14 protein-coding genes and 1 tRNA gene are annotated in these 16,830 nt (G+C 61.6%); 9 read left to right on the top strand and 6 right to left on the bottom strand.

All coding sequences use genetic code 11. The features are described 5' to 3' along the window. The 8 genes from KF791_09655 (at position 1) to KF791_09620 (ending at position 10,641) form a co-directional block, all read left to right on the top strand. Positions 1-672 carry a hypothetical protein gene (locus KF791_09655; protein ID MBX3732847.1) on the top strand — a complete coding sequence of 224 codons (672 nt, stop codon included), beginning with the start codon at positions 1-3 and terminating at the stop codon, positions 670-672. Further along, on the top strand, positions 656-1,549 hold the full coding sequence (locus KF791_09650; protein ID MBX3732846.1) for a hypothetical protein: 894 nt from the start codon (positions 656-658) through the stop codon (positions 1,547-1,549). The genes KF791_09655 and KF791_09650 overlap by 17 nt, the downstream gene beginning before the upstream one ends. Continuing rightward, the gene (locus tag KF791_09645) at positions 1,546-2,619 is read left to right on the top strand and encodes a TrbI/VirB10 family protein (GenBank protein MBX3732845.1); all 1,074 of its coding nucleotides are present in this window, start codon (positions 1,546-1,548) and stop codon (positions 2,617-2,619) included. Before KF791_09650 ends, KF791_09645 begins: the two co-directional genes overlap by 4 nt. Next, positions 2,616-3,209: a hypothetical protein gene (locus KF791_09640; protein ID MBX3732844.1), complete on the top strand. Its 594-nt coding sequence runs from the start codon at positions 2,616-2,618 to the stop codon at positions 3,207-3,209. The genes KF791_09645 and KF791_09640 overlap by 4 nt, the downstream gene beginning before the upstream one ends. 116 nt (positions 3,210-3,325) lie before the next feature. Then, complete coding sequence (locus tag KF791_09635; GenBank protein MBX3732843.1) at positions 3,326-3,733, top strand: hypothetical protein; 408 nt, start codon at positions 3,326-3,328, stop codon at positions 3,731-3,733. A gap of 508 nt (positions 3,734-4,241) precedes the next feature. Continuing rightward, entirely contained in the window at positions 4,242-4,577 is a 336-nt protein-coding gene (locus KF791_09630; protein ID MBX3732842.1) for a helix-turn-helix transcriptional regulator, read from the top strand. Between the two features lie 18 nt (positions 4,578-4,595). Next, a complete protein-coding gene (locus KF791_09625; protein ID MBX3732841.1) occupies positions 4,596-9,761 on the top strand; it encodes a DEAD/DEAH box helicase family protein in 5,166 nt (1,721 codons plus the stop codon). A gap of 289 nt (positions 9,762-10,050) precedes the next feature. Continuing rightward, positions 10,051-10,641, top strand: a complete 591-nt coding sequence (locus KF791_09620; protein MBX3732840.1) for a JAB domain-containing protein — start codon at positions 10,051-10,053, stop codon at positions 10,639-10,641. Positions 10,642-10,723: 82 nt separating this feature from the next. Here the strand turns inward: KF791_09620 and KF791_09615 are convergent, their stop codons facing one another. From KF791_09615 to KF791_09590, 6 genes are all read right to left on the bottom strand, one after another. Then, a complete protein-coding gene (locus tag KF791_09615) occupies positions 10,724-11,173 on the bottom strand; it encodes an arsenate reductase ArsC (protein ID MBX3732839.1) in 450 nt (149 codons plus the stop codon). A gap of 40 nt (positions 11,174-11,213) precedes the next feature. Further along, a complete protein-coding gene (locus KF791_09610; protein MBX3732838.1) occupies positions 11,214-11,888 on the bottom strand; it encodes an MIP family channel protein in 675 nt (224 codons plus the stop codon). After that, positions 11,885-12,508: a sigma-70 family RNA polymerase sigma factor gene (locus KF791_09605; protein MBX3732837.1), complete on the bottom strand. Its 624-nt coding sequence runs from the start codon at positions 12,506-12,508 to the stop codon at positions 11,885-11,887. Before KF791_09605 ends, KF791_09610 begins: the two co-directional genes overlap by 4 nt. After that, entirely contained in the window at positions 12,481-13,314 is an 834-nt protein-coding gene (locus tag KF791_09600) for an arsenite methyltransferase (GenBank protein MBX3732836.1), read from the bottom strand. The genes KF791_09605 and KF791_09600 overlap by 28 nt, the downstream gene beginning before the upstream one ends. Before the next feature lie 465 nt (positions 13,315-13,779). Further along, entirely contained in the window at positions 13,780-14,859 is a 1,080-nt protein-coding gene (locus tag KF791_09595) for a tyrosine-type recombinase/integrase (GenBank protein ID MBX3732835.1), read from the bottom strand. A 217-nt stretch (positions 14,860-15,076) separates the two neighbouring features. Continuing rightward, positions 15,077-15,151, bottom strand: a tRNA-Cys gene (locus KF791_09590). Positions 15,152-15,662: 511 nt separating this feature from the next. Here KF791_09590 and ychF point away from each other — a divergent pair. Next, positions 15,663-16,766, top strand: a complete 1,104-nt coding sequence (gene ychF / locus KF791_09585; protein MBX3732834.1) for a redox-regulated ATPase YchF — start codon at positions 15,663-15,665, stop codon at positions 16,764-16,766. Positions 16,767-16,830 lie beyond the last annotated feature (64 nt).

Genomic DNA, 16,830 nt, shown 5'->3' with positions numbered 1-16,830 from the left:
GTGACCACCATTGAGCCAATCCGCAGGGAGACGAGCACTTCTGGGCCGGGAGCAGCGACCCAACCCAACAAGCGGAAGTTCGATCCCACTCAACTTTTCACGCAGCGGGACCGGCTGCCGTGGTTCTGGTTTCTAGTCGCCGTCCTGGTGACTGTGCTGGCCATCTTCGACCGCTACCATTTGGTCCGGCAGTTCAAGCATCGGGAACGCGTGGTGATCATCGATCCGGCGCAGACCTACTACATCAGTCCGCTATTGGAATTCCAGGAGGCCAAGGAACTTCATGCCCAGCAAGCCGAGTTGGCGACACTCGCCTTCCTCAACCGCAATCCGCGCGACTTCGATCAACCTCAGTTGCTGGCGCAGGTGTTTCTTAAAGCGGCGCTCAACAAGGCCAGAGAACTCCGCGTTCGAGAGGCCGCAGAGTTTCGCGCAAAACAGCTCCACCAGAAGCCCGAGATCGCGAAGATCGAGATCCTGGCCACTCGGGAGGAAGAGGTTCTGGTCACGGTCACCGGACAGGTGGTGCGCAATGGTATCTTCCAAGAGAAAGCCTTCTCCGAGGCGTTTGGCTTCAAGCTGAGCCTGCGATTGATCCGAAATCCGAACCTTGCCGCCAATGGCCGGTTTCCCATGGCGGTCAGTGACTTCAAATATGAGATCCTCAAGTAGCCTCGCCTTTCTCGCTGCCAGCGTTGCGCTCGCCGATCCGTCCGAGGCCATCCGGCGGGCCGAGCTCGATCACGAAGCCGTCATTCGGGTTCCCGTAGCCACCAACCGCGTCACTACGATCAGCTTTCCCGGCCCCATTGCCGCCATTGACGCCGCAGGTGTTTCTGCCGATCCGAAGGTGCCCGGAGCCTTTCAACTGGCTCACACCAAGGGCTCGTCGTTCCTGTCAGTTCGGGCGATGACCCGGCACGGCGCCGGCAACGTGAACATCCGGTGGAACCGGCGTACCTACGTCCTGGAGTTGGTGGAGACCAATGTCCCGATCCTGGCCTTGAATCTCGAAGCCCCAGTTTTGCCCATGGTGCCGGAGCCGGCACCGATGGTTTCTCCCACGCGGTTGCTGGCAATGCTGGACAAGGCCAAGGCGTTTCCGCTTCTCAAGCAGCAGCACCCGGATGCGGTGGCTCAGGTTGACGTCCGGACATTTCCGGACGCCGAGGCGGTGACCGACTTTTCGGACTACGAGATCCAAATCGTCGAAGTCTTCCGATTCAACGTGGAAGACACCCTGATCTTCCATGTCCGACTCCGGAACAAGTCGGACCTGGAAATCCGCTACCAGCCCGGATCGTTCGCGGTGCGGGTCGGGGACCGGCTCTACCCTCAGTCCATCAGCGATGCGCCAGGAGTCCTGCCGGCTCGCTCCGAGACCACCGTGTACTTCGCGGTGACCGGAACGCCCGATGGCGGTCGCAACGAACTCTCCCTGAAAAACGAGTTCACCGTGCTGGTGTCCCGGTTGTCGCCCGCTCCACCACCACTGCCTGCGGCAGTTCCGGAGTCAACTAACAGCCAACCCTCGTTCCAAAGCCCATGAACCCGACTACCCTCATCCAGTTCTTCAAGTCCAAGTCGGGAAAATTGCTCCTCTTCGGGCTGGTTTTCGGGGGTGGATTGATGGTCTTCGCAGTGCTTCGCGATAAACGCAGCGATGACGATCTCGATCTGCGACTGGAGTCCGCAACGAACCGCCTCGACCGCTCCCAAGTCGTCCAAACCGTGGAACGACCGATGGAAGTCTTTCGACCGCCACCGCCGAAGTCTGAACCCTCACGGCCGATGCCACCGGCCAACGCACCCTCAACTGGCGGACCCACGGTGGCGAAGGCTGAGCCTGAACCTTCGATTCCACCGATCAGCTTGTTCGGGGACTCCTCGGCCGGCGTGGTCGAGCCCAAAGCTCCGCCGGCCATCTATGCGCCGTTCGGACGACTGATTCCCTGCGAGACGGTCGTCACGGTGGACTCGGCCTCGATTCAAACACCGATCATCGGACTGATCACCGAAGACGTGTATCACCTGGGCAGACTGGTAATCCCGGCTGGCACCGAACTCCATGGTACCGCCCAGACCGACCGGGCGCGCGAACGCATCGCCAGCGGCAACGCATGGACGCTGGTCTGGCAAACCGGAGAAGAGCTTCGACTCAAGGGAATCGCTCTCGACCGCGAGTTCGCCGGTGATCAGGAGGGTTGGGGTATCACTGATGGAAGCGCCGGTCTCCGGGGCCGGCTCCTCAAGACGGACGACCTGGCGGAGATCAAACTCTTTGCGGCGACGTTGCTCAGTGGGGCCGCCAGCGCCCTGACCGAGCAACAACCGACCATTTTCGGCAATCTCGACAGCCGTTCGCTCAACAACGCTCCGCTGAAGGGAGCCCAGGACGTTTTGGAGGTGTACGCCAGGCGAATCCTGGATGCGATTGAGCGCGACGGCTTCTACGTCCGGGTGCCGAGCGGCAAACAGTTCTACCTGTACGTCCTTCAAACCATTGATCGTGCCGATGCCGGCGTAGGTGGATCCGGCGTCCCCTTTCCGGAGGAACTCGAAGCTGCTCCCACGATGACCAGTATCAGACGAACCCCAAAGCCCCCAATTGAACCATGAAATTCTCCATTCTATTCTGCCTGTTTCTTTTGCCTTCCTGCGCGTCGCGCTCCGTGCGGATCACCCCGTCCGTGGAGGTCCAGCAAGCGCCCCCGATGGCCGTGGAGTCTCTCCGCCGCCCAGAAGTTGTCCGAGAGTATCATGTCGGTCGTTATGTGGATCCGAACCATTCGGCCGTTATGCATGAACATCATCCGATCTATCGGTTGGAAGTCGGTGCGCAGTGGAACCTCCGACCAACCTCAGGATGCGTTGACGCCGTGTCGGAGAATGCCCCTTACACAGATGCTGCCTACTCGCCGCCTCCTTCGCATGACCTGATCACTGCCGAACTGAAGCGGCAGAAGAATGCCACGGAAACGGTAATGTGGGAGGCCACACGCCTGGCCCGCTCCTACGACGAGTTGCAGAAGGTGATCAAGGACATGGCGACCGTGGCGCGAAACCATTCGTCCATGACCGCTGCCTTCGGGCAGATCGATCAGCGGGTCGCCCGGATTGAGAACGAGTTTGAACAGCTTCTCGCACCCTCGCCTTCAACGGTGACCAACTCTCAAGTTTTCCAGATCGAGGAATCAGAGGTGCCTTGATTCCACAACGAATTTTGCCGGTGGGCCACGGGCTGTCGTTGAAAGGCAGCCGACAGCCCGGACCTCACCGGCAAGGACGGCGAAAGCCGTGAAAACACAACAAACACAAAATCACTATGAGCAAACTAAAATCCTCTGCGCCCAGCAGCGCTGGCGGTGCTGCCGCCCCCAACGATCAGCCCACCTACCGGTCCAATCCGGAGGTGGATGCCAAGATTGATGCCCACATCCGCGAGAACCCAAAATACTGGGCCTACGTTCAGGGCATGCCTCGCGAACGTCTGGAGCGAACGCTGGTGCTCGCCGAGGTGCGCCAAGTTGAGCGGCAACAGCGCATGCGCGAAGGCGTTCTCAAATCCATCAACCGCAGTCCTGAGCTAAAGCAGGCGTACGATACTCTGGTCAAGGACCTGCCGGAAGAGCAGCGGGAAGGGGTGATCGCTCAACTGGCACGTCAGGCCAAGAGAGTGGTGGCAAGAACCCAAGGGCAACAGCGCTCGGAGGGAGTGGCTGTCGGAGTCTAAGGGTCAGCCTCTGGGTGTGTCTCCCGGGTGGACTATGCAGTGCTACTTAAATGTTGCTACGCGGGAACCTCGGGCGCGCCCAGAGGATATCGAGCCAGAGAAATTTTCCGGCTATCGAATGAGAACTTCGTGAATTTTGCGGAGCGATGAGTATGCTTTCTCGGCTGAGCTAGGTGTCAACGTTGACAGCATCGTCATGGAATCGCCGGCACAACTTGTAATTCGCGTAACGGAGATCTTGGATCGCGTTATTGAGGATCATGGTCACCTGCTATTCCTGGTTGCGGTCTTCGTTGGCCTCGCAGTGATTATCTGGATTCTGGTTCGGCCGAGGCGGTCCGCCACCGGTCAAGTGCAAGTGGCCGTCGTCCTCGGAACCACCCGGGCGAAGCAGGATCCCGATTCGGAGCCCCACCCGCTCGACGATTCCCAGTTCCGATAGCGTCCTTGCCGGTCTGCCGTTCAACAACCCAGGGACGGCGGAACCGGCCTCTGGCCGTGTCCTCCCTTGAATCTGGAGGTACGCATGTACCGCAACTGCAACGTCATTGGACAGGCGGTCTCCCGCCTTCGCTACCAGCGCAATTGGACTCAGGACGAGTTGGTCGCCCGGCTTCAGGTGATCGGTTGTGACATGAGTCGGAACATCTTGGCGAACATTGAGACCCGCCGATCTGTCGCCACCGACAAGCAGATCGAATTTCTGGCCAAGGTCTTCGGGGTCGAAGTGGGACAACTTTTTCCGCCCCAGTCGCCGAAATCCAACAGCGTGCCAGTCGGGATCTGCACCCAGGCGGCGACCCGGAGACGAAACAGCACCACTGGATTCAGGCCTTCCGCTTGACTCTCGCGAGGATATCGTATGGCGCAACGCCGAAAGGTTGGCGATTCCGAGGATCAACTGGACCTGTTCCAATCTGCAAACCATGTCCGAATTAACCCAATACGGCCGGATGGCCGAGAGACACTGGCGCGAGTTCCTGCCCAAGATGGTGGCGGAGTTGGAGGCCAGCGGCCAGTTGCAGCAGAGGCTGCTGGAGGCGGAGGAGAAGACCAAGGACGAGATGGCGACGGTGCGCAGCCAGTTGATCCAGCAGGGGCAGCCTCCCGAACAAGCCCATCGCCAAGCCTGGGAGATGGTTCGGGAGAGATACGTGTTCCTGCCGCCGGAATCCTGACGACGCCTGCTGAGTCTGCCCCACCCAGAAGCGGCCATCGCGAGGAACCTCCCAGGAATCTCCAATGCCATCGGATCAGCCCGGCGGATGAATTGGGCGCAGGCGGGCCACAGCAAAAATTTCTCCAGAACATCGCCGCCATCGAATTGGTTCGCCAACTGCAAACGGAAGGGCGGCCTGCGACCGAATCCGAAAAATCCATCCTGGTGAAATACACCGGCTGGGGCGCTTTTCCGCAGGCTTTCGACGCCGCCAACGACATCTGGGCGCCCGAGCGGGAGAAGCTTCGCGCGATTCTCTCCGACCAAGACTTCGAGCGCGTTCGTTCCACCACCCTCAACGCGCACTACACGTCGTCCGTCGTCGTCGCGGCGATGTACGCCGCCGTGGAGCGGTTTGGATTTGAAGGGGGGCGGATTCTTGAGCCGGCCTGCGGCACCGGCCACTTCATTGGGTTGATGCCGGAATCCGTGCTTCGGCGTTCGGCAATCACCGGGATCGAAATTGACCCCCTGACCGCCGGCATTGCCAAGGCGCTCTATCCAGACACCGATATTCGCCAGGAAGCCTTCGAGGCGAGCCGGCTGGCGCCTGGCTTCTACGATGTGGCCATCTCCAACGTACCGTTTGGTGACTACCCCGTGCATGACCCGCGCTGGAATCAGTTCCGCTTCCCGATCCACGACTACTTCTTCGCGGCGTCGCTAGAAAAAGTGCGTCCCGGCGGCCTGCTGCTGTTCGTAACGTCCAAGGGGACCCTGGACAAGATGGACTCGACGTTGCGGGAGTACCTCTCGAGCGAAGCGGATCTGCTCGGAGCCATCCGTCTGCCCAACGATGCTTTCAAGAAGAATGCCGGCACGCAGGTCACGACCGACATCGTGATGTTGCGCCGACTTCACCCTGGTGAACGCCCGGCGGACTCGACCTGGACGGCCCTGGACGAATACTCGAATTCGTCGGGGGAGACCCTTGCGATCAACCGGTACTTCGCCAGGCATCCCGAAATGATGCTCGGAGAGATGCGTTTGGAGCGTGGTCTCTATCGGGATAATGAGCCGGTCTTGGTGCCGGATGGGAGGGATTTGGGCGACGCGTTGGCGTCCGCAATCGCTCGGCTGCCGCAGGGCGTCTATCAAGCGCGTGACCAGCGCATCCCGCCGCCCGAGACCATCCGGCTCGATGCGGACGTGGACGGCGTCAAGCCGAACGCCTTCTGCATCCGCGATGGTGGAACCATCTGCATTCGCGAAGAGAACGGTCTTCGAGAGCTTCCAAACCTTCCGCCGGAAGCTCGCTCGCGACTCCGAGGACTCATCGAAGTCCGCGACGCGCTGCGGACTTGCCTGCGCACTCAGGCTGACGGAAGCCCCGAGGATCAGGTCATTGAGGCGCGGCGGAACTTGAATCTCGCCTACGACCGATTTGTCGGCCGGCACGGTCAGCTTGGGTCCCGCACAAACCAACGTGCCTTCGACGGTGATCCCGATCTGCCTCTCCTCCTATCGTTGGAACACTACGACGGCGCGAGCGGACGGGTGACCAAAGCGTCGGTATTTCGAGAACGCACCATTCACCGGCGCTCAACGGCGTTGAGCGCCGAAACGCCCAAGGAGGCCCTGCTGGTCTCGCTCAATGAAAAGGGCCGGGTGGATTTGGAACACATGGCTGACCTGCTACAGCGGCCTGTGGAAGAAGTGTCCTCGGATCTCCGAGGCCTCATTTTCCGAAATCCGCAATCCAACGAATGGGAGACCGACGACCAGTACCTGTCCGGCAACATTCGGGAGAAGCTGGAGATTGCGGAGGCAGCTTCCCTGGCGGACCCCCGTTTTGCCGGGAATGTCGCTGCGCTGAAGTCAGTGCTGCCGGTGGATCTCAAGCCCGCCGAGATCGATGTGCGCTTGGGGGCGTGCTGGTTGCCGGCGTCGGATTTGGAACAGTTCGGCCGGGAATTGTTGGGGGTCAACGAAGGGTTGGAGATCGGTCACGTTCCTGCGCTTGGCACATGGTTCCTGAATGCTGACTGGAGAGTGCGTCTTGCAACCTCGAACACCACCGACTGGGGGACCGACCGGTGTTCGGCCGTCCAACTGATCGAAGATGCCCTCAATCTCAAGACGCCCACGGTCTATGACTACGATGCAGACCAGAAAGCCACCGTGAACGCCCAGGCCACCGAGGCGGCCAGGGAAAAGCAGGAGCGCATCAAGGAGCGATTCAAGGAATGGATTTGGGCGGACGACGACCGTCGGGATCGCCTCTGCCGGCTGTACAACGATTCGTTCAATCACACCCGGGTTCGCACGTTCAATGGCGACCACCTCACGTTGCCGGGGGCCAGTGCCAGCATCACTCTGCAAGCGCATCAAAAGGCGGCGGTCTGGCGAATCCTCCAATCGCCCAACACGCTCCTCGCCCACGTCGTCGGAGCCGGAAAGACCTTCACCATGGTGGCTGCCGGAATGGAGGCGCGGCGCATGGGTTTGTCACGCAAACCGATGTTCGTCGTTCCCAACCACATGCTCGGCCAGTTTTCGACCGAACTCCTCGCCTTGTATCCGGGCGCGAACATCTTGGTTGCTGGGAAGGCCGATTTCGAGAGGACGAATCGGCGGAAGCTGTTCAGCCGGATCGCCACCGGAAACTGGGATGCCGTGATCGTGACCCATTCTGGATTCGAGCGGATCCCGGTTTCCAAGGAAGCACAGCAGCATTTCTTGGAAGAACAGTTGCACGATCTGGAGATGGTCAAGCGGCAGCACCCCGATTCGCGAGGCAGTCGCGTGGTCAAAGAGATCGAGAAGGCAAAGAAACGTCTCCACGTCCGATTGAAGGTGCTGGCTGCGGAGCAAAAGAAGGACAACACTTTGACCTTTGAGGAACTCGGCGTGGATCGCCTGTTCGTGGACGAGGCGCACTACTTCAAGAATCTCTTCTACGTGTCCAAGATGACCCGCGTGGCCGGCCTGCCTCAAACCGCCAGCGAGCGGGCCTTCGATATGCTGCTCAAGGTCCGGCATGTGCAGGCGATCAACCGGGGAGGAGGAGTGGTATTTGCCACTGGTACGCCCATCGCCAACAGCATGGCCGAGATGTTCACCATGCAGCGGTATCTTCAGCCCGAAGCGCTCAAGCGGCATGGCCTCGACCATTTCGATTCCTGGGCAGCCACCTTTGGCGAGCCCGTGACGGCCATGGAGTTGTCACCGGATGGCGCCGGCTACCGGCTGAACACACGCTTCGCCCGTTTCATCAACGTTCCCGAACTCATGCAGATGTTTCGGCAGGTGGCCGACGTACAAACTGCAGCGATGCTAAACCTGCCCCGGCCCAAGCTGGAAAACGACAAGCCGGAGATTCGTAATGCCCCGGCAACTCCGGCCATCAAGATGTTCGTGGCGCATCTCGCGGTCCGCGCCGAGGAATTGAAGACCAAGCGAGTGGACCCGCGCGATGACAACATGCTCAAGATCACTTCGGAAGGGCGGAAAGCGGCGTTGGATCTGCGCTTGGTCTTGCCCTGCGCCGATGATCCTCAAAGCAAGGTGAATCTCGCGGTCGAGAGTATCTGCCGGATCTGGCAGGCGACCCACCCCGAGCGGTCCGCACAATTGGTGTTTTGCGACCTCTCCACCCCGCAGGACGCGGGCTTTTCGGTCTATCGCGACATGGCCCAAAAGCTGGGCGGCCTTGGCATTCCTGCGGAAGAGATCGCCTTCATCCAGGACTTTGAGTCCGACGCCGCCAAACTGGGGCTGTTCCGTGACGTGCGAAGCGGCAAGGTCCGAATCCTTTTCGGCAGCACCCAGAAGATGGGTTCCGGGACCAATGTCCAGGAAAGGCTCATTGCCCTGCATCACCTGGATGCGCCCTGGCGGCCGGCGGACGTCGAACAACGCGAGGGTCGGATTCTCCGGCAGGGGAACAAGAACGCGGTCGTCCAGATCTACCGCTACGTCACGGGCGGTTCATTCGATGCCTACATGTGGCAAACCCTGGAAACGAAGGCGAAGTTCATCGCCCAGGTGATGTCCGGAGACACCACGGTCCGTCGGCTCGAAGACCTGGACTCCGCCGCCCTCACCTACGCCGAGGTTAAGGCCATCGCCTCCGGCAATCCGCTGGTGATCGAGAAGGCGCAAGTAGACGCCGAATTGATGCGTCTCACTCGGCTCCGATCTGCCCACAGCGAAGAACAGTATCGCATTCGCGGGGATCGGCGCCGGGCCGAGGAGGAAGCCGAGAGCACAGCCCGACGGTTGGCCAATTTGCGGCTGGACCTGGCCCAGCGACACGAGACTTCGGGCGAACAATTTTCCATGGAGATTGACGGTCAAACGCTCACCAACCGGGGGATCGCCGGCGAATTGCTCCTTCGGCATGCCGAGAAACTCAAAGGCCGCGCCTTCGAGGATGTTCCAATTGGGCGCTTCGCCGGCTTTAGGATTGCGCTGCACGCGAGCTTCGACGGGCAGCCTGAAATCCATGTCCACGGTCACAACTGCTACGCCGCCCGTGTCACCGATACTGCGTTGGGGACGATTCGTTCCTTGGAGGCGACGGTTCAAGGATTGGGGGAGCGGGGCGAGAAGTTGGAGCAAGACGGCCTCAGCCTTCGCCAACGCGCGACCGATCTCGCAGATCGAATCGGGGCCGCCTTCGAGTACGAAGACCACTTCCAGGAATTGAGGAAGCGTCAATCAGCGATTGCCGATCAACTCGACCTCACCAAGAACCAGGCGGCCACTCAGCTCGACGCTGCTTCGGGGACTCAACAGGCAGAGACGATCTCAGAGTCCTCCCCGGAATCTTTCAAGCAGACCCGCAGGGCGGCCATTCGTATCTGAAATCCGCTGGAGGATGCCCATTGTAGCCAGTCGGTACCGGCAGGACGCGGGACCACTGCCATTGGATCGGTGGTCATTCGGTAGTGCTCATGCCCGTCCGCGGTCGCGCCTCTGGTTGCTTCGCGCACCGCCGCGCCAGGGCCGCTCATCCGCGTCCCTGGCACGGCGCTGCTGAGGCTCCGCTGCCCGTCGGCGCAACCGCTCCCGGGAGTGTTTCGGCGGATCGGGAGTGCTCTCTCGGGGCGCGGTGAAGAGAGCACTCCCGCTCCTTCGGCACGAAACACATCACATGAGCACTACCGAAGACATCCTCACCGCACCGACCCAACCGCATTCGCTTCCCTCGCCGATGGGCCAAGCCATTGATGCAGCCACCGCACACGCCTACCGCACTCTGCGAACCCGAAATCATCCGCAGGAGTGGAAGCTGGTCTCGCTTCGGGATTGCCCGACTCCCACAGAAATCCAGGAATGCACTACACCGGCACAGGCGGCTGACTATTGGCGGCTGCATGTTCAGGCCAACCCATACTTCAATCCGGACGTCGAATTCTTCGTGGTGATCCTTTTGAACACCCGGATGCGCATCAAGGGACACGTCATCGTGGGTATGGGAATCATGGATTCGGTCTTGGTTCACCCCCGGGAAGTCTTCCGGGTGGCCATTGTGGCCGGTGCCTATGCAGTGATCGTCGCACACAATCATCCTGCCGGCGACCCATCCCCGTCTGATGCAGACATCAAGACCACCCGCGATCTCATTCGCGCAGGTCAATTGATCCGGATCCAAGTGATGGATCACATCATCATGGGCCAGCCCGCCCCGGATCGGATTCGTGGTTATTCCTCGTTGAAAGAACTGGGACTGTTCTATCAGTGAGAACGAATTGGTTGCCTTCAGCCACTGCTACCGGACTCCGGCTGCCTTGGGCAAAGGCCAATTCTTGATCTCCGCTCCTGCGCTATGCGCACCGCTTTGCTTCATCGCGCCTGCCTGCGGCGTATGCCTCAAAGACGACGCGGATCTCATCGCGCACCTGGCGGAAGACCGCGAGCTTCTCCTCCTCTGTCCCCAAGGCATGCGCCGGGTCGTCGAATGGCCAATGGTATCGGTTCACCTGGCCCGGGAACACCGGGCAAGTCTGATCCGCGTTCCCGCAGACCGTAATGACGGTTTCCACGGGCACCTCAAGGAACTCGTTCATGTGCTTAGACTTGTGTGCGGAGATATCCAATCCTATCTCGGCGGCGGCCTTCACCGCGAGCGGATGCACGTAGCCGGCGGGCTTTGATCCGGCACTGGCCACTCGGATTAAATCGCCAGCCGCGGCCCTCAGAATGCCTTCCGCAAGATGAGATCGGCAGGAATTGCCGGTGCAGAGAATGAGTGCGAGGGGTGGCTGGGAGTTCATCGGTATGTCTGCGAATTCGAGAAATGGGTCGCCGGTGGCTTCAAGGCGTCGTCGCACAGCGTCCGCGGCAACAGCCAGGTTCACGCACACCGGTGCAAAGTGGAATAGCCACCAGGGCTCCCAGGATTGGTGCAACGAGGTAGAGCCAAAGATGTTGCACCTGTCCGCTGACCACCGCCGGGGCCAATGAACGGGCTGGATTCATTGAAGCGCCGCAAATCGGTCCGGCGAACATCGCCTCCAGTCCGATCACCGCGCCGACGGCGATGCCCGCGGTGATGCCCTTTTCCTTCGCGCCGGTGGAAACATTCAAGATGACTAGCATCAGCAGGGCCGTGAGCACGAGTTCGAGCAGGAAGCTCTGGCCCGAAGAACCGGCCGGCAGCGTGGCGCCCAAGCGAGCATCCGACGGAAAGAGCAGGCGCAGCAGCCCGCTGGCCGCTAATGCACCAAGAATCTGTGCCACCACATAACCCGGTACCTCGCCCCACGCGAAGCGGCGCGCGGCGGCAAACGCCATGGTGACCGCGGGATTCAGGTGAGCACCCGACACGTCCCCGAAAGTGTAAATCATGGCCAGGACCACTAGGCCAAAGGTCAGGGCGATCCCAACGTGGCCAATGGTCCCGTCCGTGGCGCCATTGACCACGATGGCCCCGGTGCCGGCGAAGACGAGAGCGAACGTGCCAAGAAACTCAGCGAACCAGCGTTTCATGGATGCGACGCCGAGCGCACCGGTGGCAGAGCGCAGGCACAGTCGGAGTCCGCGGCGGCAGCGGGGCTCCGAGGAATCGCCTCGATGATGGTGCCGCGCCCGTCGAGTTCGAAGCGACAGCAGTCTTCCAGCAGGCGCTTCAGCTCGGTCCGGGCGCGCAACACGCGTGACTTCGCGGCCGACAACGATAGACCGGATCGCGCGGCGTACGACGCCTGGGTTAGCCCCTCCCATTCAGTGGCGAGCAGGGCGTCACGATGGTCGGTTGACAGTTGGTCAAGGAATCGACGAACGGCGGGACGAAGGTCCGGCAGAGCCGGTTCCACTTCGATCACCGGTTCGGGCAGGTCCGGCACCTCCGCGCCAGTGGCTCGTGCGCGGCGGAAGTGGCTGGCGACGGCATGGCGCGCGATTTGGTACACCCAAGCCTCAACACGCTCCGTGTCGCGCAGATCCGGCAGATGGCGATGCAGTTTTAGAAATACTTCCTGAAGCAGGTCATCCGCCGCCCCATGGTCCGTCACCCGGACGTGCAGGAACGCGCGCAGATCTTGCGCGAACTCGTCCCAGAGTTCTTCGACGGTCAACGACATCAATTGCAGCAGGAAGACGCGCAACACGCGACTAGAGCTCCCGGCTTCACGGCTTCAATCGTCGCAGAGACTACGTAATCCTCGGCGTTGCGGCCGGGAACCCAGTTTCGGATGAATTCGCGGCTGGCATCCTTGGGCCGGATACGAATGTCCGCGAAACCCGCCGCAGCCAGCATCATTTCCAATTCATCTACCCGGGACGCGCCGGCGACGCATCCGCAGAGGGCGGCCAGATCGGCCGCGATCTCCGGCGGGAGATCGGCCGTGCGGACAATGTCGGCAACCGCAAGCCGGCCGCCCGGCTTGAGCACTCGGAAAGCTTCACGAAACACCGCCGGCTGGTCGGGGGAGAGATTGATCACGCAATTGGAGATGACGACATCCACTGAATTCTCAGCGACGGGAAGCGCTTCGATGTGTCCGAAACGGAAGTCCAACTGGGTCATGCCTGATTTGGCGGCATTGGCCCAGGCCCGGGACAGCATCTCAGGTGTCATGTCCACTCCGATCACCCGGCCGGTCGAGCCCACAGCCCGAGCGGCCAGGAAGCAGTCGAAGCCAGCGCCGCTGCCCAGGTCCAGGACAATCTCGCCTGGCTTCAAGGCCGCGATGGCCTGGGGGTTGCCGCAACCAAGCCCCAGATCGGCGCCTGGCGGCAACGCGGCAATTTCGTCTGCCGAATAGCCGAGCGTGGACACCTCGGTGGCTGACGCACGGTCGCCGCAACCACCGGTTGAGCAGCAGTTCCCGTCCTCGGCCGCGCGGGCATAGTGTCGGCGGACCTCGTCTCGGACCCATTCAACCCGAGCGGTATCGGAAGAAATCGCGTTCATTCCTTGGGATTGACGCGAGCACTTTCAAAAGGATGCGCAAAATGATGCGGAGACTTTGCCCGCTTGGCCTTGGGATTCGGTCCCGTTTGCGTTGCGGTCGAAAATGTGTACCAGAGACACCGCCGGGTTGGAAAAATCAGCATCTTGAGAACTGCATGAACTCTGAACAGACCGAGTTCCTGAGTTGGAAGATCGCACCGGCGCGCCTTGACGCCCAACAAACCGCTTGGTTCCTCGGATTCGAATCTCACGAAGTCAGGATTCTTGCGGGCTCCGGGCTGCTCAAGCCGCTCGGCCATCCTGCCCGGAACAGTCCCAAGTTCTTCGCTACCGAAGTCCTCCAAAGCCTCCGACGCGACGAAAAATGGCTGGCGCGAGCGACCGATGCCATTGCCGCCTATTGGCGGCAAAGGAATGGTCGCCGACGCGTTGGAAATTGTCGTCGTGAACGATCCCCTGGGGTCGCTACGACGGCCGCAGGGCGCTTGGATCCTGAGGCGCTACTTCCGATGGCTGGGGCGACGGAAAGGCGATGACCTTCGATTCGGCCGCCTGCTTCTCGAAGCTCTCCAGGGACGGTAGCTTCACCTTGGCTTTCCGGGAGTACGACCGGTGGACGGCTTTGCTGTTGTGCCCTAGTGCCTCCTGGGCGAAGCGCTCCGGGTAGCCGCATTGCTTGGCCCGTTCGGCCCACGCGTAGCGATAGGAATGAAGGGTTACACCCTTGACGCCTACCCGACGGCAGATTCGGGTGAACTCGGTGGCGCGGTGCCCTGAGTTCATCGTGCGCAGTTTTGGGAAGAACGGACCCGTGGCAGGCAGGGTCCGCAGCACCTCCTCGACCTCAGGCCCGAAGTGGACCATCGAGATGGATCGGTTCTTCTGCCGTGCAAAGCTGATGACGCGAGCCCCCCAATCCACGTTTTCCGCGGCGAGGAAGGCGACGTCGGTCTGGGAGGCTCCCAGCAGCCAGCAGAGTTGGTAGAACGCGCGCCAGGTGGGATTGGGCTGATGATCAAGGATGGCCCGGTGCTCCTCGGCCGTGATCGCCCGCTTGTCGCGAAACTGGATCTTGGGCCAGTGCTTCTTGGGAATGAGGGGCCATGGCAGCCATCCCATGTCCAAGGCGAAATTGTGGACGCGACGGAGGAAGACGTTGGTCGAGACGGTGCCCGTCTCCATCACCTTGAGCAGATGCTCGGCCCGAGTTTCGAGGAGAGGCAGCTCACGGATCCCTTCAAAGGCCGGGTCCTTGAGCACGCTGATCCAGCGGTCGTGGGTGGTTCCGGATTTGGTCTTGGCGAGTTCCTCCAGGGGCACCTGCCAAGTGCGCTTGGTGGACGCTGGATCGGAGGCCGCCAAGTAGGCGCGGGCGATCTGGAGGTTGAGATGGGGCTGGCGGACGGCTTCGTTGCGGGTGGCCAGAAGCGTCTTGGCTTCAGCGCGGTCCCGGGTGCCCAAGCTCTCCTGTTTCCCGGTGTCTCCATCGTGGAGGTAGAACACGCCGGTTTTGGTGCGGCGGTAGAGGCGGAAACGATTTTTCATGGCTCGATTTCTTTCGAGTTCGAGCCTGTCAGTCCGTGGATCAGTGCGGGTGTCGCTGGTACACCCAACGCACGGCCTAGTGCGTCTCTGGCAAGGAGTGCCGGGGTAGTTCAGGGCTTACTCCCTAGGAGTTCCTGAGTAGCCATTTTGCTGGCACTTTTGCTGGCACTGGAGGTTCAGAATTTTTCTAACGCGCTGATTTTGAGCATGTTAGAACTGGAGGCGAGGGTCGGAATCGAACCGACGAATGGGGCTTTTGCAGAGCCCTGCCTTACCACTTGGCTACCCCGCCTGCGCAAAACGCCCGGGAAATAAACGGGGGGGCGTGGCCCGGGCAAGCTCCATTTGGAGGTTCCTGACGAAACGAACCATGGATCGGCACCGATGGTATCCCGATGCACGCCGGTTCGAAGGGTTCCGGTCGGTGCATCCCGGGGTCACGGCGCCGCACGCAGCCGCAGTGCCCGGATCTCGGCAAGATTGCCGCGTGGGACGCCTTCCGGGCGCAGCAGAAGTTGCTGGCGCCCGGGACCGAGTTGGAGCCGGCCTGCCGGCAGTTCCTCAAACCGATCGAATGCGCCCGTGGGATTCTCCGTGCCTGTAGACGATCTGCCGGGACCGTGGTGTTGCGACGTGCTGGCTGTCCGGGGGGTGCGGTCGCCCGTCCCCGCGGGGGGGCTTCCCGAGAGATTCCCCACTGGATGCCGCGATTCCCAAGCAAACCGACACGTCCTTTTGGCGCGCGGTGCCGGAGGGTTCCCGCTTGCGCGGACCCCGGGGGTGGCCATTCTCCGCGGCTCGTCATGCTTAAAGCCGGCATCGTCGGACTGCCCAACGTGGGCAAGTCCACCCTTTTCAACGCCGTCACCCGCACCCGCAAGGCGCAGGCGGCCAACTATCCGTTCTGCACCATTGACCCCAACGTGGGGGTGGTGACGGTGCCGGACGACCGGTTGGTGGTGCTGCAGCAGATTGCGCGCACGAACGTGGTCATCCCGGCGGCCATTGAGTTTGTGGACATTGCCGGCCTGGTGAAGGGGGCCAGCGCGGGCGAGGGGTTGGGGAACAAGTTCCTGAGCCACATCCGGGAGGTGGACGCAATCGTCCAGGTGGTCCGCTGCTTTGAGGATCCAGACATCCATCATGTGGCGGGATCGGTGGACCCGGTGCGCGACATCGAGACGATCACCACGGAACTGGTGCTGGCCGACCTGGAGAGCGTGAACAAACGGTTGGAGCGTGTGGCCAAGGACGCCAAGCGTGGGGACAAGGCGGCACAGGCGGAGCAGGGGGTGCTGCAGAAACTGCAGCCGCACCTCGATGCCGGACGGCCCGCGCTGACCCTCGAACTGGCGGCAGAGGAGAAGGCCGTGTCGCGGCAGTTCTGGCTGATGACGGACAAGCCCACGATCTTTGCCTGCAATGTCCGGGAGGGCGACCTGGCCACGGCCGACGACAACCCGCATGTGCGCCGGGTGCGCGACTACGCCCGGAGCCATCTGGCGTGCGAGGCGGTTGTGATTTCCGCGCAGATCGAGAGCGACCTGGTGGATCTCTCCCCGGAGGAGGCGGCGGCGTTCCTGGCCGAACTGGGGGTCCGCGAATCCGGTGTCGGGGCCCTGATCCGCGCAACCTATCATCTGCTCGGCCTGCGGACCTACTTCACGGCCGGCGAGAAGGAGGTCCGTGCTTGGACCATCCATTCCGGCGACACCGCGCCCAAGGCAGCCGGGGTCATCCACACCGACTTCGAGCGCGGCTTCATCAAGGCCGAGACCGTGGCCTACGCCGACCTCGTCGCGTGCGGCTCGGTGGCGGCGGCCCGGGAGAAGGGGCTGTATCGGATGGAGGGCAAGGAGTACGTGGTGCAGGACGGCGACGTCCTGTTGTTCAAGTTCAATGTCTAGCGGTGCAACCCTCTCATGGAGAACTGGTTGAGAGACGCCGCGAGCCGCGCCCGGGGATGGGCTA

It is taken from the genome of Verrucomicrobiia bacterium (assembly GCA_019634635.1).
Classification (GTDB): domain Bacteria; phylum Verrucomicrobiota; class Verrucomicrobiia; order Limisphaerales; family UBA9464; genus UBA9464.
This window is presented reverse-complemented; position numbering and strand designations above follow the sequence as displayed.